Source organism: Rhizobium sp. 1399 (assembly GCF_031455475.1).
Classification (GTDB): Bacteria; Pseudomonadota; Alphaproteobacteria; order Rhizobiales; family Rhizobiaceae; genus Rhizobium.
Window position 1 is genome coordinate 17,615 of sequence record NZ_JAVDSU010000009.1, and the last position, 24,460, is coordinate 42,074.

A 24,460-nucleotide genomic window follows, 5' to 3' on the forward strand; every position below is an offset into this window, starting at 1 on the left:
CTTTTGCTGGACGACCATGGCGCGGATTCGAATTTCTTGACCTGTGACGAGGGTTCCGATCTTGACCTTAACAAGACCGCAGCCTCGGAGCTTACTGTCGATCGCGAGATCAAACAGCGCGCGATCTCTCAGGCGCCTCTCGGTCGAGGAAGAAGCGGATCGCCCAGATCTCGCGCTGCTTCAGTGGTTTCTTGACGCTGACCTTTCGGCCAGCGTTCCATGCAGGACGGCCTAGTAACTGCAGGATCGTGTTGTGCAATACCTATTTGAGTTCTCCTTCGGAGCGAAATTCCCTCGGCCCATTGCCGGTTGCCTTTCGGAAAGCGCGAGCGAAATTGGCTGGGGACGAATATCCCAGTTCCGCCGATACGCGCGTGATCGAATCGTTTGTATGCCGGAGTAATTCCGTGGCTCGCTGTGCCCTGACTACGTTCGCCAAGCTGCGAAAATCGGTGCCGGCCCGATTCAGCTCACGTTGCAGTGTTCGGACACTGGTGTCCATCAATAGTGCCGTGCTATCGATCGATATGCTGCCGGTGAGAACCTGGGTCCGGATCTGCTCCAAGATCACGTTGAGCAAATCCCTTGGAGCACCGCCCCGCCGGTCTCGCGCCACATCCTCGATGGTGACGATCGGCCATGAAGTGCTCCTCGCCATGGCGGACAGATGATGGCGTTCCGTGACGATGGTCACCGCGGGTGCGTTGAAATGGACCGGGCAATGGAAGACGTCTTCAAAAAGTCTCGTCTGGCTTGGCCTATCGGTATCAAGCTCGACGCGCAGCGGTCGCCAGTCAGGGGGCAAATAAGCCCTGAAGAGGCTAAGCAGGACGCCCGCCGCCGCGCACGCGGTGTTGCCCCACCCGGTACGGCCGGCTAGCGCAAAGACATAGCTGTATCGTACCTCGTTGCCGACGATCGCGACCGACATCCTGTCATCCGTACTATGAAAGCAAAGACCGGAGATGGCGCGCTCGATGGCCTTCCCCAGGGTGCCGGCACCCATCACGTAGCGTCCGTAGCTGCCGTAGTTAGCGACGTTCATCATCGGGGCAATCAGAACCCCAAAGTTGGCCTCACCGGCAGCGCGTGCAGCCGCTTCGACAAAGCCGATCACCGCCGCGTGCGGGATGAAGCAGTTCTCGCCCTCAATCAGTTCGAGATCAAAGCCTACGGCGCGATTGGCCTGGAGTAGTGCCTTTGGTCCCATTTCATGGCGTATGAAGGCCGGCATGCCATGCAATATGCGGTTGGAGATAACGGGAATCTCAGCCATGCATGCATTGCTCCAGAAATATTGCAACCGTGGCGTAAAATGAGTGGTTTCAAAATTAGGAATAGTGATTAGTGCAGTAAAACGTGCGTGTCGCGCAAGCAAAGAAGCCTGCTTCCGAAAGAATTTCTGCTGTATCAACCGGAGGGAAGACCATGACGACCAGACGAAACTTGCTGATCGCAGCCACAGCCGTTGCGGCGACAGCGGTGCCGCTTAGGCCCCGACTGGCGGGAGCAGCCGATGACGTAGCTGACTTCCTGTTCGTCCAGACCGCAAGCGCGATGATCTTCGACAAAGCGGCGAACAAGCTGACGCTCGAAGGCATTGGCGCTACAACATTGTTTTTCTCTGACCGCCCCGAGCGCATTGCCGGGAATATGGATACGACAGCGTTTGTGCCTTTCTGGAGCAAGGGCAAGGACAGCTTCCTCTCTGATCCGCCGAATGCAGACCTGTCCATCCTCGAAGCAAACAAGCTCCAACAGGTCGTCGTCGTCCTGGAGAATCCGGAACTGAACGGCCAGAACTTGACCTACACGTTGAAGGTGGTTGGCGGCGAGATGCCGGAGAAGGGCTCGAAGGTTTCCGTGTTCATCGACATCATCGGCATGCCGCTGACGCCGCTTTCATATGCGGGCGTGGCAAGGCGTGGCTTCCGACGCGCTGTTCTTTACTAGCCTCAGCCTGAAGCGAGGCAACCGACTTCGACACGACCTAAGAGGAGTAAGGCAAATGTTGACGAAGCGAGATCTACTTCGCTCGGCCGCGGCGATCGCTGCTGGCGCCGCGATTGTGAAGCCAAGCCTGCTGATGGCGCAAAGCTATCCAGATATTGTCGAGGCCAAAGACATTGCCGAGGAAGGCTTGATCTACGGCCTGCCGCTCGTGATGAACTATGCCATCATGTACGAGTACGCGGTAGACCGCAATTCAGGGCAGTTCAAGGCGCCGTTCAACCAAATCAAGAACGAGCCCAACGTTTACACTTACAAGGACACGGCAATCGTCACGCCCAACAGCGACACGCCGTATTCCTTCGTCTGGCTGGATTTGCGAGCTGAACCGGTGGTGCTTTCGGTGCCGGCGATCGACCCGAAGCGCTACTACTCTGTCATGCTCTGTGACGGCAATACCTACAATTACGGCTATATCGGCACCCGAGCCACGGGGAGCGATGCCGGCGACTACATGGTGGTCGGACCTGACTGGGAGGGTGACACCCCGGCGGGCATCAAGCAGGTTTTTCGTTCGAGCACGCAGTTTTCCCTCGCAGGTTATCGCACCCAGCTTTTTGGCCCGGATGATCTCGACAACGTCAAGAAGGTGCAGGCTGGCTACAAGGTGCAGATGCTGTCGGCCTTTCTGAAGCAGACGCCCCCAGCGGCCGCGCCAACCATCGACTTCCCCAAGATCGACAAAGAACTCGCGAAGACCAACTTCTTCGACTATCTCGACTTCGCTCTGCAATTCGCGCCGGCGCAGGGCAATGAGAAGGAGATAAGGGCCAAGCTGGCACGCCTCGGCATCGGGCTGGGTAAGTCCTTTGACTTCAAGGATCTGCCACTGGAGCACAAGCTGGAGATTGGCCTCGGCATGAAGGAGGGCCAGCGGAAGGTCGACGAGGCCGTCGACAATGCCGGCAAGGCGATCAATGGCTGGCGGGTTAGCGGTCTTGCAGGAGACAGTGCGCACTACAATGGTGACTGGTTGAAACGCGCCGTCGCTGCTCAGGCCGGCATCTATGGCAATGACCCGGAGGAAGCGACCTATCCGTTCACGCGCGTCGATAGCCAAGGCCAGACGCTCGACGGAAGCAAGCACAATTACATACTGACCTTCCCCTCCGGCCAACTGCCGCCGGTGAACTCCTTCTGGTCGGTCACGATGTATGACGGCAAGAGCCAGCTCCTGATCAAGAATCCGATCGATCGCTACCTCATCAACTCGCCAATGTTGCCGGGCATGAAAAAGAACGAGGATGGTTCGCTCACACTTTATATCCAGAAGGACAACCCCGGCGCGGACAAGGAAGCAAACTGGCTGCCTGCGCCCAATGACACGATCTATCTCGTCATGCGCCTGTATTGGCCGAAGACCGAAGCGCCGTCCATATTGCCGGCCGGCGAAGGAACGTGGCAGCCGCCGGCCGTCGTGGCGCAGTAATTGTCCCGACCATGCTGGTGCGCGGTACCGGATGTGAATGAGAAGAGAGCGACGACCACCACGACGAAACTACTTTGCGCCACCGCCGCGGTATTGCCAGGCTTGGTCATCTTATCCGCCGATACGACGGCTTCCGCACAGACCTATGAGATGACGACGCCCTTCTCACCGGGCGTCGCCGTGTCGGACAAGATTGATCTGTTTGCTGATGCATAAAGCCCCATGCGATGATCTGCTTGTCCGCTTTCGGGGCTGGGCTAGCTAGCTCCCTATGACACTCTGGGGGCGCAAAGCAGCCTTATCCTTCGACAATATCCGCTTGCGCGCAGAAGCGGCCACGGCTGTCGGCGAGCCCGCCTTAAACGTCGTCGTGACAGATTCCCACAGCGATGACGGAGATGGATAACGCCGCTTCTCCCTCCAACCTCGCGGATCTAAATACCGGCCCCCACAAAAAAGGTCTGGGGGCGGCCGCCGAAAGCCTCGGCGCCACCCCCATCCCCTGGCGTGCGTAGGAGGCCCCTCGCCTACACCTCGCCGGCGGACCCCTCAATTCGGTTCGCGTATCGCATCATCCAGCCCGCGCAGCAGCGGATAGAGGAAATAGGAGATCACCGTCCGTTGGCCGACCTTGATCTCCGTCGACACGGTCATGCCCGGCAGCAATCTTACCGGCGCTCCGGCAGCATTCAGCCTTGTATCGGCCAGCAGAATGCGCGCCTTGAAGAAGGGGGCGGATGGCTGGCTCGGGGTGGCGGTCTGTTCCGGCTGGCCGGTGAGGAAGGTGTCCTCGCTGATCGTTCGCACTTCGCCCGTTGCTGTGCCGTATTTCTGGAAGGGATAGGCGTCGAGCTTGATGCGGGCTTCCTTGCCGACGGCGATGCGGCCGATGTCGCGGGTATTGATCGAGACTTCGGCTTCGAGCGGCACGTTGATCGGCACCAGCGTCACCACCGGCTCGGCCTCGCGCACGACGGAACCGACCGAGCGCTGGGCGAGATCGAGCACGACGGCGTCTGCCGGTGCGGTCAGCGCCACCATGTTGCGGCGAAGCTCCATCTTCTTCTGCTCTTCGCCCGCCATGTCACGCTGGCCGCGCAGGTCCACCAGCTGCTCCATCGCGGCGCGGCGGAAATCCTCGATGAAGGCCTGGCGGTCGGCGCGCAGTTTCGCATAGGCGTGGACTGCCTCGTCGGCCTTGCCGCGCACGGCGGTGATATCGGCCTCGACATCGAGGCGGGCGTCGCGCGAGCCGAGCATGGTGAGAAGCGAGCCGCTTTCCTTGTCATAGAGTTTCTTTCGCGTGGCCTCGATCTGCGAGAGATTGTCGCGCCGGTCGTTCAGCACGGCCTCCTGATTGCGGTTTGCCGCAAGCACGGACGACTGGCCGGCGATCTGCTGTTCGAAATTCTGCAGCTGCGCCATGTAGAAGGCCCGCCGCTGGCCGAAGAGCTGCACTTGCAGCTGCTCATCCTTCGTGTTGCCGGCAATCTTCGAATAATCCTCGCCGGCAAGCTCGGCCTCCAGGCGCTTCACCTGGGCGTCGAGGGCGGAAAATTTCGCCCTCAGCTGCCCGACATCGGCCTGGCTGAAGGTGGCGTCGAGCGTCGCCAGCGTCTGGCCGGCACGCACCACCTCGCCGGCCTTCACGTCGATCGTGCGGATGATCGAGGTTTCGAGCGGCTGGACGACGATGGTCGGCTGCGTGGTGACGAGCTTGCCCGGCGCAATCACCACCTCGTCGATGGAGGAGACCGAGGCCCAGGTGATCGCTGCGGCAAGCAGCGCCGTGACGCAGTAGAGCGTCATGCGGGCAACGCGCGGCGGCGCGCGTTCTTCAAGCTCGACGGCGTCGGACTGGAATTCGGCAATTGCCGGCGGCAGCGGCGGGCGAGCAGTGAGTTCCCTGCCCTTCTCCGGGCCCTTGTCTGATGGCCCCTTGCCTGAAGGGCCCTTGTCTGAAGGAACTGGCATGTTTTCGTCGGATTTTCTGACGTGCGCGTTCATGCGACCTGCCTCATCTGCTGTGCCCAGAGGTGGCGGTAGGTCATGCAGCGCGACACGAGCTGATCGTGCCGGCCGATATCGGCGACCTTGCCGCGATCGATGACGAGAATGGCATCGGCATCGACGAGCGTCGAAAGCCGGTGCGAGACGATGATAACAGTGCGGCCGGCAGCGATGCGGCTGAGATTGTCGCGGATGATCGCCTCGCTGTCCGGGTCGAGCGCGCTTGTGGCCTCATCGAAGATCAGCAGCCTCGGATCGGTGATCAGCGCGCGGGCAATGGCAAGCCGCTGCTTCTGGCCGCCCGAGAGGTTGGAGCCATTTTCCTCCAGCATCGTGTCGAAGCCGCGCGGCAGGCGCTCGATGAACTCTTCGGCGCCGGCAATGCGGGCGACCTCCATGATCTCCTCGATGCTGGCATCGGGCTTGGCGGCGGCAATATTGTCGCGTACCGAGCCGCGGAACAGGAAATTATCCTGCAGCACGACGCCGATGCTGGTTCGAAGATGCACGAGGTCGATCTCGCGGCTGTCATAGCCGTCCATGCGCACCAGCCCCTCCTGGCTCTGGTAGAGCCCCTGGATGAGCCTTGTGATCGTCGTCTTGCCCGAGCCGCTCTTGCCGACCACGCCGAAGACGCAGCCTGCCGGAATGGCGAAGGAGACATTGTCGAGCGCCGGCGCCGCATCAGGCGCATAGCGGAAGCTGACCCTGTCGAATTCGATGCGGCCATGCAGATGCGGCCTGACGCCACGCCCGCGGCCCGCCTGCTCCGGCCGCTGGTTCATGATCTCGCCGAGCATGCGCACGGAGAGAGCCACTTCCTGATATTCATGCACCATGGTGACGATCTGCACGAGCGGCCCCGAGACGCGGCCGGCGAGCATGTTGAAGGCAACCAGCGCACCGATCGTCATCGCGCCGCTGAAGACATCGAGCGCGCCAAGACCGATGATCGCAACGCTCATCAGCTTTTCCAGAAGTCCCGTCAGCGACTGGGCGATGGTCGAGATCTTCTCGACGCGGAAACGCACGGAGATCGACTGGGCCGAATAATCGTCCCATACCTTGCGCTGGCGCGGCTCCAGCGCCAACGACTTGACGGTGCGCATGCCATGCACGGTTTCCACCAGTAGGGCCTGCCGGTCGCCTTCGGCCTGGTAGAGCGCCTTCAGGCGGCGCTGGAACGGCCCGACGAGCATCATCACCACGATGCCGACAAGGGCTGCGAAACCGAGCACCACGAGCGTCAGCTTGACGCTGTAGAGAAGCAGGATCGGCACGAAGACGAAGAGCGAGACACCATCGAGAAGCGTCAGGAACAGCCGGCCGGTCAGGAATTCGCGGATGCGCCCCGTCTGCTGCATATGCTTGACGAGAACGCCGGCCGAGGCCTGCTCGAAGAGCGCGATCGGCAGGTTGAGCAGATGGCCGAAAGTGCGGGTGGCGACGCGGATGTCGATCCTGTTCGTGGCGTAGAGCAGCAGATAGCGGCGCAGGAAGCTGAAGGTCGCATCGAAGATCAGCGCGATCCCGATACCGACGGTCAGAACCGTCAGCGTCGCATAGCTCTGGTGCACGAGCACCTTGTCGATGACGAGCTGGAAGAAGATCGGCGTCATCAGCCCCAGGCCGTAGAGCACGAAGGCGGCGAGCGCGACATCGCGGAAGAAGCTTCGCTGCTTGATGATCTCAGGGACGAACCAGCGGAAGCCGAAGGGCCGGTCCTCATCGGACATGCGATAATTACGCTTCAGCAGGATCGCCGATCCGAGCCAGGCCCTGGCGAATTGCTCTTCGCTGAGCATGATCACCTCGGCGCGCGAGGAAAGTGGGTCGAGAACCCGGATTCTCTCCTCCTCGCCCTCCCCGACAGCGCCGGCGATGACCACCCAGTTGCCGTTGTTGAGTTCGGCCAGCACCGGGAAGGCCTCGCCGAGCTGGAACAGGCTTCGCCAGTTGAGATCGAGATGCTTGGCCCTCAGGCCCGCATCCTTTGCCATGCGCAAGAGCTGCCGCACGGCAACGGGATCGTTGCCGACAGCATAATCGTGCTGCAGCCGCTCAGGAGAAAGATCGACGCCGTGATGACGTGCGACGAGCGCAAGACAATGCAGGTTGGTATGCAGAAAACCACTCATGGCCCACCCGAAACAATACGAGACCGAGGCGATATTTGTTGATCAGTTGAAGTTCGGCGAAGCGTTCGAAGCGCCGGCCTGCGCCGCCTGGATATCGGCGGCCGCGGCAGCCGACATATCGCCGATCCGGCGAACCGCACCCGCCTCGACCAGGCCGCCAAGCGCCTTCTGCATGAGATCGACCGCATTGGCGAAGGCGTCGACCGGCATGATGATGCGCTGGCGGAAGACCGGCTTCGGATTGTTGTTGGCATCGCGGTCGGTCGCCGACAGCGACATCAGGTCGATGCGCACGATCGTGCCCGTGATGGTGATTTCGCCGATACCGTCTGCATAAAGTTCGCTGCTCATTGTTCTCTCCTCTGGTTGATAATCAAAACACGTTCACCTTAGGGCGTCTTACGTCCATTAGGACGCTCTAACTCTTTGAATGCGCATGCATATGTGCGTGCTGCCATGGCGGAAACGGATCCCGAAGCCCGGTGGCAATCTCCGGGTCGAAACCCGTCTCCTCCCCGGCCAGGCAATCGTCGAGCGCGCTGCAGATGGCGTGCCTGTCGAAGCCGGAACCGATGAACACGAGCTCTTGGCGGCGGTCGCCCCAGACATCGTCCCAATGCCGGTCGATCAGCTGGCGGAACTGCGGATAACGCGGCCATTGCGCCCTCGGCACGGATGCCCACCAGAAACCCCTGGTATCGATGCGGCATTGCGTGCCGGCAATGGACAGCAGGCCGATCTCATCAGGCCTTGTCGCCAGCCAGAAATGGCCCTTTGCGCGGATGAGGCCTGGCCATTTCCTGTCGAGGAAATCGCTGAGCCGCGCGGGATCGAAAGGCCGGCGGCTGCGATAGACGAAGCTTGCAATGCCGTATTCCTCGGTCTCCGGCACATGGTCGCCCCAGCCGAAGAGCTCCTTGTGCCAGAGCGGATGGCGAGCAGCCTTCGCCTCGCTGAAGAGGCCGGTATCCATGATCGCGCCAAGCGGCACCTGGCCGAAGACCGCCTCGATGACGCGGGCATCCGGATTGAGCGCCGCCACGACCTGGCGAACCTCGGCGAGCATTGCGGGCGGCACCTCGCCTGCCTTGTTGATGATGACGACGTCGGAAAATTCGATCTGCTCGACGAGAAGTTCGACGAGCTTGCGCTCATCGTCCCCGTCACGCCTTTCGCCGCGATCGGCAAGGAACTCGGCGCTCTGGTAATCGGCGAGAAGATTGACCGCATCGACGACGCAGACCATCGTGTCGAGCCTTGCCACGTCGCAGAGTGCTGCCCCGCTCTCGTTGCGGAAGGAGAAGGTGGCTGCGACCGGCAGCGGCTCGGCAATGCCGGTGCCCTCGATCATCAGATAATCGAAACGGCCGGCGGCGGAGAGCCGGCGTACCTCGCTCAGGAGATCGTCGCGGAGCGTGCAACAGATGCATCCATTGGTGAGCTCCACCAGCGTCTCGTCCGTGCGCGAGAGGTCTGCACCCCCCTCGCGCACGAGGTCCGCATCGATGTTGACCTCGCTCATATCGTTGACGATGACAGCAACCCGACGACCCTCACGATTACTCAGTACATGATTGAGGACAGTCGTCTTGCCGGCGCCGAGAAACCCGGCGAGAACCGTAACCGGCAATCTGTTGTCTGCACGCATCATCGATATGATCATCCTTTACGGTGCTTGGCCTTACATCCTCGCAGGCTTTACGCCGCGAGCTGCGGTTTGAACGCCACGTCCACATAGTAGTTTGTGCTGTTGTAACTGCTCGTCGGGAACAGCCCGCCCGATCCGTAGGCATAGACGCCGTTATTGCCGGCAAGCGCCTTGAGGTCGCCGTTCGTCACCTCGCTGCCGAAGTAATTGCCTGTTGCCGAGTAGTTGCCGTTGGTCGAGTAGGAAACGACGTAGGTCGTATCCGCCTGGATCGCGACCTGCTGGGTAAGCTGCGCGGTCTGCCAGCCGCTGGCCGTCTCGTTGTTGAAGGTGACGCTGCCGAGCAGAGTGCCCGATGCCGTCCACAGATAGCCGTTGTGCGGGCCTGTATTGTCGGCCCCCTTGTAGAAGCGGATGCCGGTGATCCAGCCTGCCGTATCGGCCTGGAATTTCATGCCGAGATTGACCGGCTGATTGTCGTTGACAGAGATGACCGAGGGTGTCGCATTGGCGGCAAAGACGTTCTGCTCCGGTCCTGCAGCCGGGTTGTTGACAGCGAGCGAAACTTCAGCTGATGCCGTGCCGCCCTGCCCGTCGGCAATGGCATAGCTGAAGCTCGCCGGCCCCGAATATCCCGCCGTCGGCGTGAAAGTGACGGTCTGCGCCTGGCTGTCGAAGGAAACCGTGCCGTTGACCGCACCGCTGACCCCGGTGATCGAGATCGTATTGCCATCGGCATCGCTGTCATTGGCAGTGAGTGCCGAGGCCTGGATGGTAACAGGCGTGCCTGTGTTTGTCGTAAAGCCGCTGTCATTGGCGGCGACCGGAGCCGTATTCTGCGCGCCCTGCTTATAAAGCACGTCGACCCAGTAATTGCTGGCATTGTAGGAAGAGGTCGGGAACAGGCTGCCCGTGCCATAGGCATAGACGCCGTTGCCGCCGCTGACCGTGCTTGCTGGCGCCGTCAGAGCACCGCTCGTATAGTCTGTCGTGAAGTAGTTCGCGGTTGCCGAATAGAAGCCGTTGGAATGGTAGCTCGCCACATAGGTGGTGCCGGCGGTGATGTTGATCGGCTGGGTGAAGGAAACCGTCTGCCAGCCACTCGCCGTCTCGTTGATGAAAGTTGCCTGCCCAAGGAGTTGGCCGCTCGCCGTCCAGAGCGAGCCGACATGCGTGCCGGTATCCTGGGCGCTCTTGTAATAGGTGAGCCCGGTGATCTGGCCATTGGCGGAAGCGATGAACTTGACGCCGAGTTCGACCGAGTTGGCGTCATTGGCGGCAGTAACACCCGACGTATCGGCGCCGGTAAACAGGCTCGTCGTCGTGCCGCCGCCGGGCTGCGAATTGACCGTGAGGTTGACGGTGGCGGACGACGTGCCGCCATGCCCGTCCGAGATCGAATAGGTGAAGCTTGCGACACCCGTATAGCCGGTAACAGGCGTGAAGGTGACGCTGTTCGTCTGGCTGTTGAAGGTGACCGTGCCGTTCACCCCGCCGCTGGCACCGGTGATCGAGAGTGGATCGCCATCGGCATCATGGTCGTTGGCAAGCAGGCTTGCTGCGGCAATCGAAAGCGCGGTGTTGGAATAGGTCGTATAGCCATTGTCATTGGCGGCGACCGGCGCCGTGTTGGTCGTCGACTGATTGAAGACAACATCCACCCAATAGTTCGACGACTGGTAGCTGGACGTCGGGAATGTCGTGCCCGATCCGTAGGAATAGACGCCGTTGGCGCCTGCAAGGCCCGTCAGCGCGCCGTTGGTATGGGCCGAGTTGAAATAGCCCGATGTCGCCACATAGCTGCCGGTCGTGTGGTAGGAGGCGACATAGGTCGTGCCAGCCGTGATCTGCAGCGGGTTGGAGAATGCCGCGGTCTGCCAGCCGGAGGCCGATTCATCCGCAAAGCTGATCGTCGCAAGCAGCGTGCCGCTCGCCGACCAGATCGAGCCGGTATGCGGCCCGGTATCGCCGGCAGCCTTGTAGAAGCGGATACCGGTGATTGTGCCGCTCACCGAGGCCGTGAATTTCATGCCGAGTTCGAGCGGCGAATTTTCCTGGATGCTGCCGCCCGTCGGCCCCTCATTGGCGGCAAACAGCGACTGGCCGGCCGGGCCCGGATCGACGGTGAGGCTGACATTGGCCTGATCCGTGCCGCCGCGTCCATCCGACAGCGTATAGCTGAAGCTTGCCGGACCGGAATAATTGGCAGCCGGCGTGAAGATGATCGTGCCGTTCTGCTTGTTGAGGGTAACAGTGCCGTTGAGCGCATTGCCGACGGCGTTGATCGTCAGCGCATCGCCATTGGCATCGGTATCGTTTGCCAGAAGCGTGGCGATGGAGATCGTCAGCGTGCCGTTGCGCGAAATCGTCAGGCCGCTGTCGTCGCCGGCAACCGGTATGCTGTTCGGCCCGGCATCGAAGACCACGTCCACCCAATAGTTGGACCCGCCGGGGCTGAGGCCGGGGAATGTGCCGGCATTGTCGCTATAGGCATAGACCCCGCCGCCATCGACGGCTTTCAGCGCGCCGCTGGCATAGGTGCTGCCGCTACCGAAATAATTGTCGGTGACGGAGTAGAAGCCGTTGCTGTGATAGGAGGCCACATAGGTCGTGCCGGCCGCAATCTGGATCGGCGAGGAGAACATCACCGTCTGCCAGCCGGAGAGCGATTCATTCGTCGATACGCCCGTTGCCAGCAGCGTCCCGTCGCTGGACCAGAGGCTGACGACATGATCGCCGATATTGTAGAAGCCCTTGTAGAAGCGGATGCCCTGCACGGAACCTGCGGTCGTTGCCTGGAAGCGCAGGCCGAGTTCGACCGGATCGCGATCGATCGCCACTTCGGTCGCCGGCTTTTCCGCCAGCGTCCACAGGCCCTGCGTGCCGGGCAGCGTGACGGTGACCTGCTTGCCGGCCGATGGCGCCTCCAGATTGACGCTGTCATCGACGGCGCGTGACATGACGGTGTAAGTGCCGCTTGCCTGGACGACCCAGTTATAGCTCCAGCTCTCCCGGCCGGTGGCCTTGAACCAGTGCTGGCCGCCATCGGTGGAGACTTCCACGCCGGCAATGATGCCGCCGCCGAAATCCTGCGCCGTGCCCGTGATCGTGACGTGCTGGCCTTCGAGGAAGCTTGCTCCGATGATGGGCGACGAGATCGACGAGGTCGGCTTCAGTATGTCGGTCGATTGGGTCGCGAGGATCAGGCTCGCATCGAGCGTGGTCGGCTGGATGCCCATGTCGGCGAACATGTTGACCATCGCCTGCTGGACGTTGCGATCGGTCGAGGTAGTCGGGCCCTGGTGGTTGTCACTGAGCCCCCAGGACCAGAAGACGGTGCCGGCGCCGAAGACGAGCGCGCCGCTTGCGGCCCGGTACATGGTGAGGCTGTGGGTGGCGACGGCGGAACCGACCGTCGCGCCGTAATCGCGCAGATAGGTTTCCACCGAGATGGACGAGAGCGACAGGTTGACGAGACCATCCGGCCGGAAACCGTTCTCGACATCGGAATCCCACTCGTAGCCGAGCAGGTTCTGCACCAGATTGTAGGTATCGCCTTCATTCAGCTGCGAGACATCGGTATTGCGCCAGAAGCGCAGGTTCGAATAGTCGTAGGGGATGGAGATCGTATCCTGGCGGTAGCTGTCCACCTGGAACATCGTGCCCGTCAGCGAATTTTCCGGCTCCTGCCCCGGATCGGCATAGCGCGGATCGCGCCAGGTGCCGGTGCCGACACCGCTCGGATCCGAGCTCGTGCCCCAGGTTTCCTTGTAGCAGACCATGGTGCGGTAGGCTTGGCCGCTGCCGTCGATGCTGCTCTCCCAGCGAACCTTCCAGTAGCATTCGTTGCCGCTCCAGAAGGCGAGGTTGACGCCGGAGTCGCGGGCTGCCTCGACATTGGCGCGCTGTTCGGCAGACCAGTATTCGTCATGGCCGACGGAGAGATAGGCATCGTGGTTGAGCAGCAGCGCGCCGTTGCGCGTCGCATCGACGCCCGAGATATAGGACACGTCGTAGCCGTTCTGCTCCAGCCACGAGATGGCGGAGGATTCGACGCCGAAAATGTAATCGTGCGAACCGCCGATCGGGCTCGTATTGGTGATGATCGGCCTGTTATAGCTGACCGCCGAGGCGCGGCCGATGGCCTGCAGGCCGCAGCTGCAGTTTGGCGGCAGGTAGCCGATCATGTCGGCGGGATCGACCGGCACTTCGCCATAATAGAGGCTGGCGCCGCCCCAGGCATTATAGGCCTGCCATGTCGTATCCGAGGTCTGGAAGACGATATTGCTGGTCGAGGCATCGTCGCGCACGACGAACGGGATGATGCTTGCATCCTCGGTGCCGTCCTCGCGCACCAGCTTGGCGAAATAGACGCCCGAGACGGCATCGCCAGGGATCTGCCAGCTGGCCGATACCGACCAGTTGCCGCAATCGATGAGACCGAGCGACATGTCGACGATCGGGTGCGGCTGGATCTGCGCCGTGGTCAGCGAATTCTCGATCGAGTCCACCTTGCGCGCGCCGGCCCCGCCATAATAGCCCATGCGATAGATATCGATGCGGTAATGGGTGGAATCCGTGGCGATCTTGAAATCGACCGTCTGGCCGATATTGGTGCTGATTTCGGTGGCAAAGCCCTGGATGGTGCCGTTGCCATCGCCCTCCAGTCCCCATTCGCTGATGGGGTTGCCCTGCTTCATGTTCTCGAGCGCGATCTTGTTGAGCGTCGGCGCAGCAGCAGCCGCAGCGGCCGGCGCTGCGAGCGCCACCGATCCCACGGGGGTCTCGGCGGAAACGCTCTCGCTCGGCTGCACGGAGATGGAGGCTATCGAGGTCTGAAGGAGTAACGACGTCGTGCCGGAACCGGCGGCAGGATCGGTCGGAGACGTGGTAGGGCCTGCCGTGCCGGCATCGCTGGTAATGCCCGTCAGCACGGGCGCCGACGGCAGCGTCGCGGCTTCCTGGTACGGGTCCGGGCCGAGCACGGTCCGCTCTGTTGTCGTGGTCGTCGTCTGCAGCGCCGGGAGGATCGACGCCGTCTTGGTGGACGTATCCTGCGTGCCGCCGTCGCCCGAAGGCGCTGATATCGCCGTCGGCGGTATCGAGGCAGTCTGCACGCCGCCCGATGAGATCAGCGCGGCAGGCTGCATGATATTCCCGAGAAAGGAAGACGGACTTGCGAAGGAGGACGGGACGGCGGCGCCGTCGGGAGTGGCGAAGCTGCGCTGACTGGCAAAGCTTAGGGAACCATCGGTACTCGCTGATGACACAACCGTCGCGGTTCCCAGCACTGCGCTCCAGGCTGAGGGTGCACGACAGATACTCAACGCTCCACCAAATGTACTCAGATACTCAAGGTTACTAACGCGAATTCTCCGCATAAGCGGCATCCCCCTTCCCGTCCACCCGCCTCCTGGACCTGCCCCTCAACCGGCCCCATGAAGCAGCATTTCAAGACATGCATTCTGGCAGCTTTCGCACGGGAACGAACGACAGCAATCCGCGGTATGCGGGTGGTGCCCCCTACGCCCATATGATGACCCCTCGGCATGCCCGACTGGCATGGCAGCCGGTTCGCCTGTGAAGGTTGAGAGGAGGTACAGGTTCGGGAGGGCTGTTGCGCGGAATCGCTCGGGAGCCGCATGCCCGTAGGCCCAGCGTGCCCCTGTGGCCGCCGCTACCGGCTCGCCCTTCCAGGGCCGCCGCCGACGCCATCGTCGCCCGGCCTTCCCCGGCGCCGGGCACCCTGCCCGCCAGCGCAAAGCGCCTCAGCGACAGGACGGGCTTTTCGATGACGTGCCAGGAGACTGCGGCGACAGGCGCGCGCCTAGCCTCAGGCCGGAACGTAGGTCAGCCTGATCACGTCCTCGTCGATACGATCGCTGGCCACCAGGCGAAGCCGCGGCCGGGGCGCTGTGAAGAATGGCGTGCCGTGGCCGAGCACGACGGGATGGAAGTAGAGCTGATATTCATCGATGAGACCAAGCTCCGTCAGGCTACGCGCCAGGTCCGATCCGCCAACGCCGACCTCCCCGGTAAGCGTGTCCTTCAGCCCGCGTATGACAGTTTCGAGGTCGCCCTCGACAAGCGTGGCATTGGGGCCGACTGATGTCAGCGAGCGCGATACGACCCACTTCTGCTGGCCCCGCCACGCCGCCGCGAACTCACCTCCCGCTGGCTCCCAGTCCGCATGATCTTCGTCCCAATAGCGCATGAGCTCGTACATGCGGCGACCGTAGACGATGGCTGCCGCGCCGCGCACGCTCTCGATGAAGTGACGGAAGAGCACGGGACCGGGCATGAATGCGTCATGGTCTATGTAACCGTCCAGCGACACGTTCAATCCGAATACAAGCTTGGCCATTTCCTCTTCCTCCTCCTGGGCACCGCGCGCGTGCTTCTGGTTGCATCGCGCATTCAGGGGAAGGATAGCTCGACCGGTTTTAAATCGCAATCGGTTTCGGGAATGCGCATGAACACTAACGCTCGATCAACCTTACTCCAGGGCCGCAGGGATCGCTGGAGCCTGATCTCAGCGCGATGCCATAGGACTTCCGGTCCATATCTCAGCAAACGTCACCAATGACTGCCGACGGTTCGAAGTGGAGGAATGAGCTATAGCGGGAGATGCAGTTCGCCCTGAATTATGCGACGTACGATGTCTATAAAGAGGTCGCATTCCGCGCTCATAACACGTCGCTCCAGTGAGGTCACATCGTCCGATGGACCGATTGGAACAATTGTGGCGGCAATGGTTCGACCGTGATCGTACTCGCCATCCACAAGGTGAATCGTCGCACCTGTTGAAGCCTCTTCGTTGTCGAGAACAGCTTGGTGGACCTTGCGTCCGTACATTCCCAATCCGCCATATTTAGGCAGCAGACCAGGATGGACATTCAATATTCTTCCATCGAAGGCATCTAACGTGAGCGGGCCTAGTTTTCTGAGATAGCCAGATAAAACAATTAGTTCAGCGTGGTGCTCAAGAAGCGTTTCCCGAAGTCGCCTGTCGGCCGCGTCTTCAATGTCCTTCGTCGGGATGTAAACGGATGGGATGCCGTTCTCCTGGGCGTAATCGAGTGCGGACGTGTCAGCCTTGTTGCTAATCAATACGACCGGCTTTGCGTCCAGAAGCTTCGATTGAATGGCCTCATTAACGGCACGGAAGGAAGAGCCGTTGTTTGACGCAAGAAACGCAATTCGAAGCCGACCCATTTGAAAACCGTACTTTTTGATGTCCCTGCCATACAAAAGTCCTTCTAACGGTAACGACGTCAGATTTTCAATGACCGGTGCTGGCGCATCGTTGCCATAGTGCTGTACGGCTGGATGGCATTTGTTACCGAATCCGAAGTTATTCCGCCCAGGCGTGAGCGCACAGCGTTTACGGAAGAGGTGTTCGAGCAACTGACGAATGACTGGAAGGCCGAGGAGCGCGCCGTCTTTCACCATGCAATGCTTCGACTGCTCAAGCGCTCGCATGATCAGGAGGAGTAGAGCATCTCCACGGCCCGGAGAAAACGGACTTGCTCTAGGTATCGGCAAGCCTGAGTTCGATCAGCTCACGCGCCAGTTCGTAGGTTCCATCCTCGTCGTCGCCGGAGGCTTCGTCGATCATCTCAGCGGCGGTGCGATAGACTTCCCGCTCTTCTTCGGGAGAAAGCAGACCCTTATTGCCAAGCACGGAGATGAGTGAGTTCAGAACGGCGGCGGCCGATAGTGTCATTGCCTCGGATGTGAGACGCGTGGACTCAGAAGACATTTTTTATTCCTCGATCGATAGAACAACGCTAAACAATACGTTGGGCCTTCAACAAGTTCCAAGTCGAGGTTACAGGTCCGGCCCACCCGCAGATCTGGTTGATATTATCGCGACAATAATGCCCGCACCACCCCTGATGATTGCAAGAATTGGGCTAAGCCGTTCAGGTAGATTTTATCTTGAGGATGCCATCATTCGGGCTATCCTGCCGGGGAGTTTCACTGGTATGCAACTTGGCCTGCGCGGGAATGGCACAGTAGCTTATAATGGATTTATGTCATGGATTTGATGGTGCGCGATGCCTGCTGAGATGGGCTCGACCGGCCTGGAGGGGAAATCGTGGAAACCAGTCAGGACCGGTTCTTTCAGGCCGTAGCGATGAGGCAGATACCGAGGATCAGGGTTGCGGGCATCGTGGTGGAGGATGGAAAGGTGTTGGTCCAGCAGCCCGCCGACGACCCATCCTCCTGCTACGCCTTCATCGGCGGCGAATATGAGACCGGCGATACGTTCGAGACGCGGCTGCGCAAGGAATTCGAGGAAGAGACGAACGCCAGGGTGAGAGAGGCGCGATACCTCTTCTGCGTCGAAAACCATTTTCGCTATCGCGGCCAGCTCATCCAGCAGGCCGAACATTATTTCCTCGTGTCGCTGGACCGGCATGATGTCGTGAGCCGCGAGACGCATCTGAAGCAGCATTGGCTGCCGATATCGACGCTAGCAAGCGCAGACCTGCGGCCATCGGTGGTGAGGGATGCGGTGGCGGATGGGCGCTATTTGACCGAGAGGCATTTTGTGCAGATGGCGGACTGAGCTTGCTGTCACCCTCCCGCCCGCGTTTGCTTCTGGATCGGCGGACGCTCGCTGCTATCGTAAGAGCGGTGCGCCGCTTGCACATTTACAAAAATCCTGAATTTCGACGACTTCAGACCTCGGCCAAGAAGGCAGCGATATCTGGCCTGCTCGACAGCCTAAACTTTTGAAACGGATGCTGCTCGAAGAACCATTGATGGCCTTCGAAGGAATTTAAGTGGTTCTTTCTGAGGCGGTAACCACGGGTATATTCCAACAGTTCCTCGAACTGTTCCTGTGTTCCACCCTCGGTTTGGCCTCGTTGCACGAGGTTAGAAATGCACTCGTCGTCGGAGACGTCGAGCCAGATAAGCGTGGTTACACGCGAGAAGACTTGCCTGAGGATCGACCCGTAGAGGCCTTCAATGATCCAATTGCTACCGTCCGCGGCCTCGGTCACCAGCCGATCACGCTCCTGGCGCGGACGTTCTCCCGCAAAATTCGGCAACCAGTGGAGATCGTCGAGATGAATAAGCGGGGCATGAAGTCTTTCGGCTAACTGTTTGGACAGCCAAGTTTTGCCGCTTCCGCCATTCCCGACAATGAAAATCCTGTCCATCATGCATTCTGCTCCGCAGAAGGGTGGTTCGGGTATGGGCCGTACTGCCGTGTCTGTCAAATCCCTGCAGGATGGCTATCCGGCAAAGTCTACAATGAGCCAACTGCGTGGCCGGCGTTTGAGCGCGCCGGTCCGAAAGCGGCCCAACGCGCACTTTATTTCGCTGACGTCACGACAGGCAGACGCACGATCTGATCGCCTGGGCGAATGGATGACATCCGATGTGTGACGGCCACGATGGTAAGATCGTCGGCAAGATCACGCAGGCCATCCATGATTTGCCGTTCAGTCTCCTCGTCGAGCGCAGAACTTGCTTCGTCGAGGACGAGGATCGCCGGCTTGCCGTAGAGTGCCCTTGCGATTGCTATGCGCTGGCGTTCGCCGCCCGATAATTTCAGCCCTCGCTCGCCAACCACCGTTTCGAAACCATCAGGCATGCCTTCGATCCGTTCAAGGATAGAGGCTTGCCGCGCCGCCTCGCGCAGGCGTTCGGCATCAAAGGGGCGACCGAGAACGATGTTCGACAGAAGCGTATCGTTGAGAAGCGCCACGTCCTGCGGCACCACGCCGACATGCGCGAACCAATCTTCGCTGGCAATCCGGGCCAGATCGATCCCGTCAGCCAGAATGCGCCCCTCGGAAGGTTGCAGCGCCTTGAGAAGCAGGCGAAGGATGGTGGACTTGCCCGAGCCCGTCTCGCCTACGATGAAAGTTGGTGTTCCCCTTTGTATGCCGAATGATGTTTTCGTAACGCCACGCCCATTCTCATAGCGGAACGTCACATCGTCGAACGCGACCACCCCCTGCGATGGGCGATAGGAGATTGGATCTGCAGGGTCTTCCTCTTCCGGCGCATGCCACATGGCGGCAAGCGGGCGAAATCGGGCCGCAGCCTCCACCGTTTCCTTGATCGCCATTCCGACGAGATGGAAGGGTTCATTGAGCTGGATGAGCAGCGTGTTGAAAAGCACCACTGCGCCGACAGACAGCAGCCCGGCATCGACGCGGGGAACGAGGATCAGAAACGTGATTGCAAGCTGGAACCCGGCCGCAATGCCAAGCACGACGGAGAAGCTGCTGCTTGCGAGCGCATAGTGCCGCCAGTTCGCGAAGGCATCGCTTGCGCTTGCGGCAAACCGCTCCGCCATCCACCTTTCGCCGCGTGTCTGACGCAACGTGTCGACGATGGCAACGGCATTGCCGATAAGCTGCGCGTTCTGCTGGCTCCGTTCCATTGCCTTGTCGAGGAACGGCGTCACCCGCCCGACCCTGACATAATCAAGGCCAATCACCACCGCTCCATAGATCACGACGATCAGAGCGATTTCCCAGCCTATGAAATGGCCGAGAAGGCCTGCACTGAAAATAATCTGGACGAAACCGGGCAGCAAACCGCCAATGCTCAACTGCGTGATGATGTTGAGGGTCTCGGCCCCTTGCTGCTGCGCCCTTCCGATCTCGGCTGCATTGTGGTCGAGGAAGAATGCAGGTTTCTTCCGAAGGATGCGGGCAAAAAATGTAGAATTCGCGATAAAGCAAAGCCGCTCGGCGCAAAGAAAAATCAGGAAACGGGACGCCTGGCCAAACCCGGTCGCGATGGCGAAATGGAGCGCGTACAGAAGCAACGTTCCAAGCGCACCGCCATGATCCCCGACTTTCAACAGGTCATCGACGGCGCGGGAAAAGAGATAGGGAGAGGCGATAGAAGCGACCGCCCCTATCATGGTAGCGAGAACGACAAGCGCCGTGGTGGTGTGAGCCTGCCGGAAATACTGAGCAATGAGCGAACGCAAGATCGGCACGATCGCAGAGTTTGCGACTGTCATGATCGACTCCAGCCTGGGAAGATGACGTCTTCGCTATGCTAGTTGATTTTTACAGTCAACTTTAAAGGCGGGCAGCTTCAATGGCTGCTCTTGGTGCACGGTTGAGATAGCTGCCAAGACCGCTGGTCTTTGTCATCTAATCTGAGACTTTTACCCAGCGGCGAGCGGCACACCACTTGCCCTCCTCATCGAGAGGCCGAGCTCACCCCGCCGTCACGCTCCATCCTGACCACCCGCGCCCTGCCCGCCATCCAGCCCCCGCGCAAACGCCTCAAACCGCGCATCATAAGCCCCGAACGCCCCTTCCCCATCGAATATCCCCCAATATTTCCGGAACGACGGCTTCTCGATCTGCCGCTTGAGAAACGTCTCCCAGCCGGGCCAGAAATGCTCTGTTATTTCAGGCGTCTTGTGCCGTTCCAGAAAGGCGCGCTCGAAGATCGAGATCATCATCTCGTAGAAAATGTCGCGCCTGACGAGGTCGTCGGGTGAGAGGTCGGCGGGTTCCTCCTGCCAGGGGAAGATGCCGAGGTGGGGATGTTCGACGGAGAGTTCGAGCAGCCGGTGATAGGCATCGCTGATCGTCAGATAGGAGCTGTTGAACTCCTGTTCCTTCTCCTTCAGATGGGCGCGGCGCGCCTTGATGAGCTCGACGACGCCGGCGACGATCGCGACGAAGGTGCCGACGGCCGTCAGCAGCGAAATGAGATCGGCATAGTCGAGCAGCGCGTCATGCATGGACACAGGCTACATCTTCGCCTTGGCAGGTCAATCGCTGCCTCTATTGGCCAGATGCACCCTCTCGCGAAGGCCGGCCGATCGTTCCGGTTGCCGGGACGCCGGAATGGATCAAACCCGATCCAGGAACTTAAGCACCCTGGTAGTGAGCAACGCGGTTGCATCCGCGTCATAGGATGGGAGCGAACTGTCGGCGAAATAGTGCTGGTCGCCGGGATACAGGAAAAGCTCCGCGTCCTCGACCTTCGCCACGATCTCGCGGGCCGCGTCGATGTCGCCCTCGCCGACGAAGACCGGGTCGTTGTCCATGCCGTGAATCTGCACCGGGACGCCGTCCGGCCAGGGCCCGAAGGCCCACGTGCCACTGATCGGCAGGCAGGAGTAGAAAAGCAGGGCTCCGCGGGCTCCTAGCCGTGTCTGCGCGAGCTTCTGCGCCGGCAGCACGCCGAACGAGAACCCGGCATAGACGATCCCGGCAGGCAGTTTGTCGGCCAAGCGGACGCCCCGCTCCCGCATGTCGTCGAATCCGGTCTCACCGATATAGGCGAGACCCGCATCGATGCTCTGGAACGTGCGTCCGTCGAAGAGGTCAGGCGTGTGCACGATGTGACCGGCGGCCCTGATGTCGTCGGCGAAGGCGCGCACGCCCGGGGTCAACCCCTGTGCGTGGTGGAACAACAAGACCTCGGCCATAGGGAACCTCCGGGTGAGATGGTCTGACACACGTCCGGCCAGTTTACAGAGTCATCGCTTCGCCGGGAAGAGTGCGGACGCGTTACGGAAGGAACCCCCGCCGGCAAGATCGAGGCTTGGCGCCTCATCCCTGCCCGAGCTTGCCGGTGAAGAAATCCACCAGCCCATAGGGCGCCCGGTCGCCGACGCAGAGATCCAGGATAAAGCGGGCGCCTTCCGCCTCCGTTGCACTGCGGGTAAACATCGGCTCTTCATAGGCGGCGAGCGCTGCTTCGATATTGTCGGGCTGTGCGGCGATTGCCTTTGCGAGCTCGGCGCCGTCGAACATAGCCAGGTTTGCCCCCTCGCCCGATGGCGCCATCAGATGGGCGGCGTCGCCGATAAGCGTCACGCCGGGTCGACGCGGCCACCGGTGCGCATCCGGCAGCGCATGGATCAGGCGCGGGGCGAGCGCCGTATCGCTTTCGGTGATCAGTGCAGTGAGCGCCGGCGCCCAGCCTGCAAATTCCGCGGCGATCCTGGCCTTTGCCGCAGTGGTGTCAGAAAAGTCGATGCCGGCGATCCACTCGGGCGAGCGGTTCATCTGGATATAGGCGTGCAGCACGCCGCCCGCCTCGCGATGGGCGACGATGCCCTTGCCCGGCGAAAGCGCAAACATCGCGCCGCTGCCGACCACTTCTGCCGCACCCGTGTGGCGGACATCGGCATCATGGAGATAAGTTTCGATGAAGGCCGTGCCGACATAGGCGGGCTTGGCATCCGAAAGCAGCGGCCGCACCTTCGACCACGCACCATCTGCCCCGACAAGCAGATCGCTGACGACGCTGGTCCCGTCGGCAAAGCTCAGCGCGTGCCGGCCGGCGCCGAGTGCCGCAACGCCGGTGAGTTTCTTGCCCCACTGGATCGTGCCCGCAGGCAGGGAGCTGACGAGGATGCGGCGCAGATCGCCGCGCAGCACTTCCGGACGCGACAGCGCGCCGTCATCGGCCTTCTCCAGCAGCACCGCGCCATGCTGGTCAAGCGCGCGTGCGGCCTGGGCGCCGTGATGGATGATGGCGCGGAACGCCTCGGTAAGGCCGGCATCCTCCAGCGCCCGCTGGCCGTTATGCGGGTGAATATCGAGCTGGCCGCCTTGCATGCGGGCCTCGGCCGAAGGCTCCGCCTCATAGATCGTGGCTCCTATGCCTTTGACGGCGAGGACGCGGGCAAGCGTGAGGCCGCCGAGGCCTGCCCCGACGATCGTGACTTTTACAGTCATTATGTTCCTTCCCGAAGATGAATGGAACGACGTTCCATAGATAGTAATTGGAACGTCGTTCCATTCATGTCAAGATGCGGCCCATGAAAATCAGGAATCAGCAAATCAAGACTCGGCGGACCAGAACCCGCCCAAACAGAACCCAACGCAGCGAGCGGCGCACCGACGCCCTCTCAAAGGAAAGGATCGTCGAAGCGGCGATCCATATCCTCGATGCCGAGGGCGAAAATGCCCTGACCTTCCGCGCCCTCGCAGCACGTCTCTCGACGGGCAGCGGAGCGATCTACTGGCATGTCGCCGACAAGAATGAATTGCTGACCGCCGCCACCGACGCCATCATCGGCCGCGTGCTGACCGATGTCGCGCAAGATGCCGAACCGGGCCAGGCGATCCGCACCTTTGCCCTCGGCCTGTTTGACGCCATCGACGCCCATCCCTGGGTCGGCACCCATCTTTTTCGCGAGCCGTGGCAGGCGGCAATGCTGGAGATCTTCGAAGCGATTGGCGGAAGGCTGCAGGCGCTCGGTGTTCCCGAAGAGGCGCTGTTTAATGCCGGGTCGGCGCTCGTCAATTATATCCTCGGCGTTGCCGGACAGAATGCCGCCAATGCCCGCCTGCTGCCGCAAGGCACGGACAGGACGGCCGCCCTCGGCACTATTGCCGCAAGCTGGACCGAGCTCGACCCGGCACGCTATCCCTTCGTGCATCACCTGGCGACGAAGCTCAGCGACCATGACGACCGCGAGCAATTCCTCGCCGGCATCGACCTGATCCTCGCTGGCATCGGCACGATCGGCCGGACAGATCGAGTAAGCTGAGACCGCGGAACGGGTGGCTCTCGCCCTGTCGTGGTCTCAACCGAGGCCTATGAATGGATTGCGGGCGGCAAGTTCGGATATACAAGCGGTCACGAATGACTGAATGCCAGCATTGGGGAGCTTTCATGCATAACAGCCGGTGGCGTCTGTTCTTTCTTGCGATCATCATCCTGCTTCCGGGTGTCGGCTTCAGCAAGGAAGCGCTGACCTTCAAGCAGGCACTGGATAAATATTCGGGCAATCGCGGAGCAATTTACCTATGTTCCACCACCGCCAGGATCGTCGGAAAGAAAGTCGATAGCTGTTGGAGAGCTGTCCTCCGCATCCAGATGGCAGGCAATGATACACAACCGCCGCAAAAGATCGATGACGCCGCCGCCTGGACGATCATAGAGGATATCGCGAGGAAAAGCGGGCCGACCCGCTTCACGCCTCTCGGGCGCGAGAGGGGCCTCAGCAACATCGCACGCATGGTCGCATCCATTCTCGGCGACGATAATCCCGACTTCGATATGATCGAGTGCCTCTCGCAGCTGGAATTCCAGGGCATCGAGGACAGTCTCAGCTGCAATTATGCCTATGCGAAGGTCCGGCTGATCATGTCGAACGTCGCCGACGCACCTGCCGACAATTACAAGCTCGACAGAGCCGAGTTTCCCTATGTTCTGCAGCAGGGATTGGAACGCGCCTATTTGGGGTCGAAAACCCCGCAACCTTGA

At 60.9% G+C, this 24,460-nt stretch carries 20 protein-coding genes and 1 pseudogene; 6 read left to right on the forward strand and 15 right to left on the reverse strand.

The window, feature by feature from the left end; genetic code table 11:
* Together J2X71_RS24905 and J2X71_RS24910 are read right to left on the reverse strand one after the other, a co-directional pair.
* A pseudogene (locus J2X71_RS24905) lies at positions 1-266 on the reverse strand (integrase); the annotation flags it as partial.
* On the reverse strand, positions 263-1,276 hold the full coding sequence (locus tag J2X71_RS24910; RefSeq protein WP_310386237.1) for an AraC family transcriptional regulator ligand-binding domain-containing protein: 1,014 nt from the start codon (positions 1,274-1,276) through the stop codon (positions 263-265). The gene J2X71_RS24910 and the pseudogene J2X71_RS24905, both read right to left, overlap by 4 nt.
* A gap of 152 nt (positions 1,277-1,428) precedes the next feature.
* Between J2X71_RS24910 and J2X71_RS24915 the strand changes: the two genes are divergently transcribed.
* Genes J2X71_RS24915 through J2X71_RS24925 form a run of 3 tightly spaced genes read left to right on the forward strand, consistent with a single transcriptional unit; the run spans position 1,429 to position 3,655 of the window.
* Positions 1,429-1,953 (forward strand): hypothetical protein, encoded by a 525-nt coding sequence (locus J2X71_RS24915; protein ID WP_310386239.1) that lies wholly within the window; start codon positions 1,429-1,431, stop codon positions 1,951-1,953.
* 55 nt (positions 1,954-2,008) lie between these two features.
* A complete protein-coding gene (locus J2X71_RS24920; RefSeq protein ID WP_310386681.1) occupies positions 2,009-3,439 on the forward strand; it encodes a DUF1254 domain-containing protein in 1,431 nt (476 codons plus the stop codon).
* Between the two features lie 33 nt (positions 3,440-3,472).
* Entirely contained in the window at positions 3,473-3,655 is a 183-nt protein-coding gene (locus J2X71_RS24925) for a hypothetical protein (RefSeq protein ID WP_310386241.1), read from the forward strand.
* A 333-nt stretch (positions 3,656-3,988) separates the two neighbouring features.
* Here J2X71_RS24925 and J2X71_RS24930 read toward each other — a convergent pair whose 3' ends face one another.
* The 8 genes from J2X71_RS24930 to J2X71_RS24965 all read right to left on the reverse strand — a co-directional run bounded on the left by J2X71_RS24930 (position 3,989) and on the right by J2X71_RS24965 (position 16,997).
* Positions 3,989-5,446 (reverse strand): HlyD family type I secretion periplasmic adaptor subunit, encoded by a 1,458-nt coding sequence (locus tag J2X71_RS24930; RefSeq protein WP_310386243.1) that lies wholly within the window; start codon positions 5,444-5,446, stop codon positions 3,989-3,991.
* Positions 5,443-7,587 carry a peptidase domain-containing ABC transporter gene (locus J2X71_RS24935; RefSeq protein WP_310386245.1) on the reverse strand — a complete coding sequence of 715 codons (2,145 nt, stop codon included), beginning with the start codon at positions 7,585-7,587 and terminating at the stop codon, positions 5,443-5,445. The genes J2X71_RS24930 and J2X71_RS24935 overlap by 4 nt, the downstream gene beginning before the upstream one ends.
* 42 nt (positions 7,588-7,629) lie before the next feature.
* Positions 7,630-7,938, reverse strand: a complete 309-nt coding sequence (locus J2X71_RS24940; RefSeq protein WP_220336956.1) for a hypothetical protein — start codon at positions 7,936-7,938, stop codon at positions 7,630-7,632.
* Between the two features lie 67 nt (positions 7,939-8,005).
* Positions 8,006-9,238, reverse strand: coding sequence for a GTP-binding protein (locus J2X71_RS24945; RefSeq protein WP_310386249.1), 1,233 nt, complete (start codon positions 9,236-9,238; stop codon positions 8,006-8,008).
* A gap of 47 nt (positions 9,239-9,285) precedes the next feature.
* Positions 9,286-14,625, reverse strand: a complete 5,340-nt coding sequence (locus J2X71_RS24950) for a DUF4082 domain-containing protein (RefSeq protein WP_310386251.1) — start codon at positions 14,623-14,625, stop codon at positions 9,286-9,288.
* Positions 14,626-15,068: 443 nt separating this feature from the next.
* On the reverse strand, positions 15,069-15,599 hold the full coding sequence (locus J2X71_RS24955) for a dihydrofolate reductase family protein (RefSeq protein WP_310386253.1): 531 nt from the start codon (positions 15,597-15,599) through the stop codon (positions 15,069-15,071).
* Between the two features lie 251 nt (positions 15,600-15,850).
* Positions 15,851-16,687, reverse strand: a complete 837-nt coding sequence (locus J2X71_RS24960; protein ID WP_310386255.1) for a phosphoribosylglycinamide formyltransferase — start codon at positions 16,685-16,687, stop codon at positions 15,851-15,853.
* Positions 16,688-16,766: 79 nt separating this feature from the next.
* On the reverse strand, positions 16,767-16,997 hold the full coding sequence (locus J2X71_RS24965) for a hypothetical protein (protein WP_113325709.1): 231 nt from the start codon (positions 16,995-16,997) through the stop codon (positions 16,767-16,769).
* A 339-nt stretch (positions 16,998-17,336) separates the two neighbouring features.
* On the opposite strand from J2X71_RS24965, the gene J2X71_RS24970 reads away from it, so the two are divergent.
* The gene (locus J2X71_RS24970) at positions 17,337-17,810 is read left to right on the forward strand and encodes an NUDIX domain-containing protein (protein ID WP_310386257.1); all 474 of its coding nucleotides are present in this window, start codon (positions 17,337-17,339) and stop codon (positions 17,808-17,810) included.
* Positions 17,811-17,922: 112 nt separating this feature from the next.
* Here J2X71_RS24970 and J2X71_RS24975 read toward each other — a convergent pair whose 3' ends face one another.
* The 5 genes from J2X71_RS24975 to J2X71_RS24995 form a co-directional block, all read right to left on the reverse strand.
* Entirely contained in the window at positions 17,923-18,411 is a 489-nt protein-coding gene (locus J2X71_RS24975) for an AAA family ATPase (protein WP_310386259.1), read from the reverse strand.
* Positions 18,412-18,563: 152 nt separating this feature from the next.
* A complete protein-coding gene (locus J2X71_RS24980; RefSeq protein ID WP_310386261.1) occupies positions 18,564-20,234 on the reverse strand; it encodes an ABC transporter ATP-binding protein in 1,671 nt (556 codons plus the stop codon).
* Positions 20,235-20,447: 213 nt separating this feature from the next.
* Positions 20,448-20,972: a hypothetical protein gene (locus J2X71_RS24985; protein WP_310386682.1), complete on the reverse strand. Its 525-nt coding sequence runs from the start codon at positions 20,970-20,972 to the stop codon at positions 20,448-20,450.
* A gap of 111 nt (positions 20,973-21,083) precedes the next feature.
* Entirely contained in the window at positions 21,084-21,665 is a 582-nt protein-coding gene (locus tag J2X71_RS24990) for a dienelactone hydrolase family protein (RefSeq protein WP_310386263.1), read from the reverse strand.
* Between the two features lie 124 nt (positions 21,666-21,789).
* Entirely contained in the window at positions 21,790-22,923 is a 1,134-nt protein-coding gene (locus J2X71_RS24995; RefSeq protein ID WP_310386265.1) for an NAD(P)/FAD-dependent oxidoreductase, read from the reverse strand.
* A gap of 83 nt (positions 22,924-23,006) precedes the next feature.
* Here J2X71_RS24995 and J2X71_RS25000 point away from each other — a divergent pair, with 83 nt between their 5' ends.
* Both J2X71_RS25000 and J2X71_RS25005 read left to right on the forward strand, forming a co-directional pair.
* Positions 23,007-23,741, forward strand: a complete 735-nt coding sequence (locus tag J2X71_RS25000; RefSeq protein WP_310386267.1) for a TetR/AcrR family transcriptional regulator C-terminal domain-containing protein — start codon at positions 23,007-23,009, stop codon at positions 23,739-23,741.
* A 125-nt stretch (positions 23,742-23,866) separates the two neighbouring features.
* Positions 23,867-24,460 carry a hypothetical protein gene (locus J2X71_RS25005; RefSeq protein ID WP_310386269.1) on the forward strand — a complete coding sequence of 198 codons (594 nt, stop codon included), beginning with the start codon at positions 23,867-23,869 and terminating at the stop codon, positions 24,458-24,460.

Coding starts and splice junctions, on each gene's coding strand:
- J2X71_RS24910 (WP_310386237.1), bottom strand. CDS start 1,276: ATGGCTGAGATTCCCGTTATCTCCAACCGCATATTGCATGGCATGCCG.
- J2X71_RS24915 (WP_310386239.1), top strand. CDS start 1,429: ATGACGACCAGACGAAACTTGCTGATCGCAGCCACAGCCGTTGCGGCG.
- J2X71_RS24920 (WP_310386681.1), top strand. CDS start 2,009: ATGTTGACGAAGCGAGATCTACTTCGCTCGGCCGCGGCGATCGCTGCT.
- J2X71_RS24930 (WP_310386243.1), bottom strand. CDS start 5,446: ATGAACGCGCACGTCAGAAAATCCGACGAAAACATGCCAGTTCCTTCA.
- J2X71_RS24935 (WP_310386245.1), bottom strand. CDS start 7,587: ATGAGTGGTTTTCTGCATACCAACCTGCATTGTCTTGCGCTCGTCGCA.
- J2X71_RS24940 (WP_220336956.1), bottom strand. CDS start 7,938: ATGAGCAGCGAACTTTATGCAGACGGTATCGGCGAAATCACCATCACG.
- J2X71_RS24945 (WP_310386249.1), bottom strand. CDS start 9,238: ATGATGCGTGCAGACAACAGATTGCCGGTTACGGTTCTCGCCGGGTTT.
- J2X71_RS24950 (WP_310386251.1), bottom strand. CDS start 14,625: ATGCCGCTTATGCGGAGAATTCGCGTTAGTAACCTTGAGTATCTGAGT.
- J2X71_RS24955 (WP_310386253.1), bottom strand. CDS start 15,599: ATGGCCAAGCTTGTATTCGGATTGAACGTGTCGCTGGACGGTTACATA.
- J2X71_RS24960 (WP_310386255.1), bottom strand. CDS start 16,687: ATGGTGAAAGACGGCGCGCTCCTCGGCCTTCCAGTCATTCGTCAGTTG.
- J2X71_RS24965 (WP_113325709.1), bottom strand. CDS start 16,997: ATGTCTTCTGAGTCCACGCGTCTCACATCCGAGGCAATGACACTATCG.
- J2X71_RS24975 (WP_310386259.1), bottom strand. CDS start 18,411: ATGATGGACAGGATTTTCATTGTCGGGAATGGCGGAAGCGGCAAAACT.
- J2X71_RS24980 (WP_310386261.1), bottom strand. CDS start 20,234: ATGACAGTCGCAAACTCTGCGATCGTGCCGATCTTGCGTTCGCTCATT.
- J2X71_RS24985 (WP_310386682.1), bottom strand. CDS start 20,972: ATGCATGACGCGCTGCTCGACTATGCCGATCTCATTTCGCTGCTGACG.
- J2X71_RS24990 (WP_310386263.1), bottom strand. CDS start 21,665: ATGGCCGAGGTCTTGTTGTTCCACCACGCACAGGGGTTGACCCCGGGC.
- J2X71_RS24995 (WP_310386265.1), bottom strand. CDS start 22,923: ATGACTGTAAAAGTCACGATCGTCGGGGCAGGCCTCGGCGGCCTCACG.
- J2X71_RS25000 (WP_310386267.1), top strand. CDS start 23,007: ATGAAAATCAGGAATCAGCAAATCAAGACTCGGCGGACCAGAACCCGC.
- J2X71_RS25005 (WP_310386269.1), top strand. CDS start 23,867: ATGCATAACAGCCGGTGGCGTCTGTTCTTTCTTGCGATCATCATCCTG.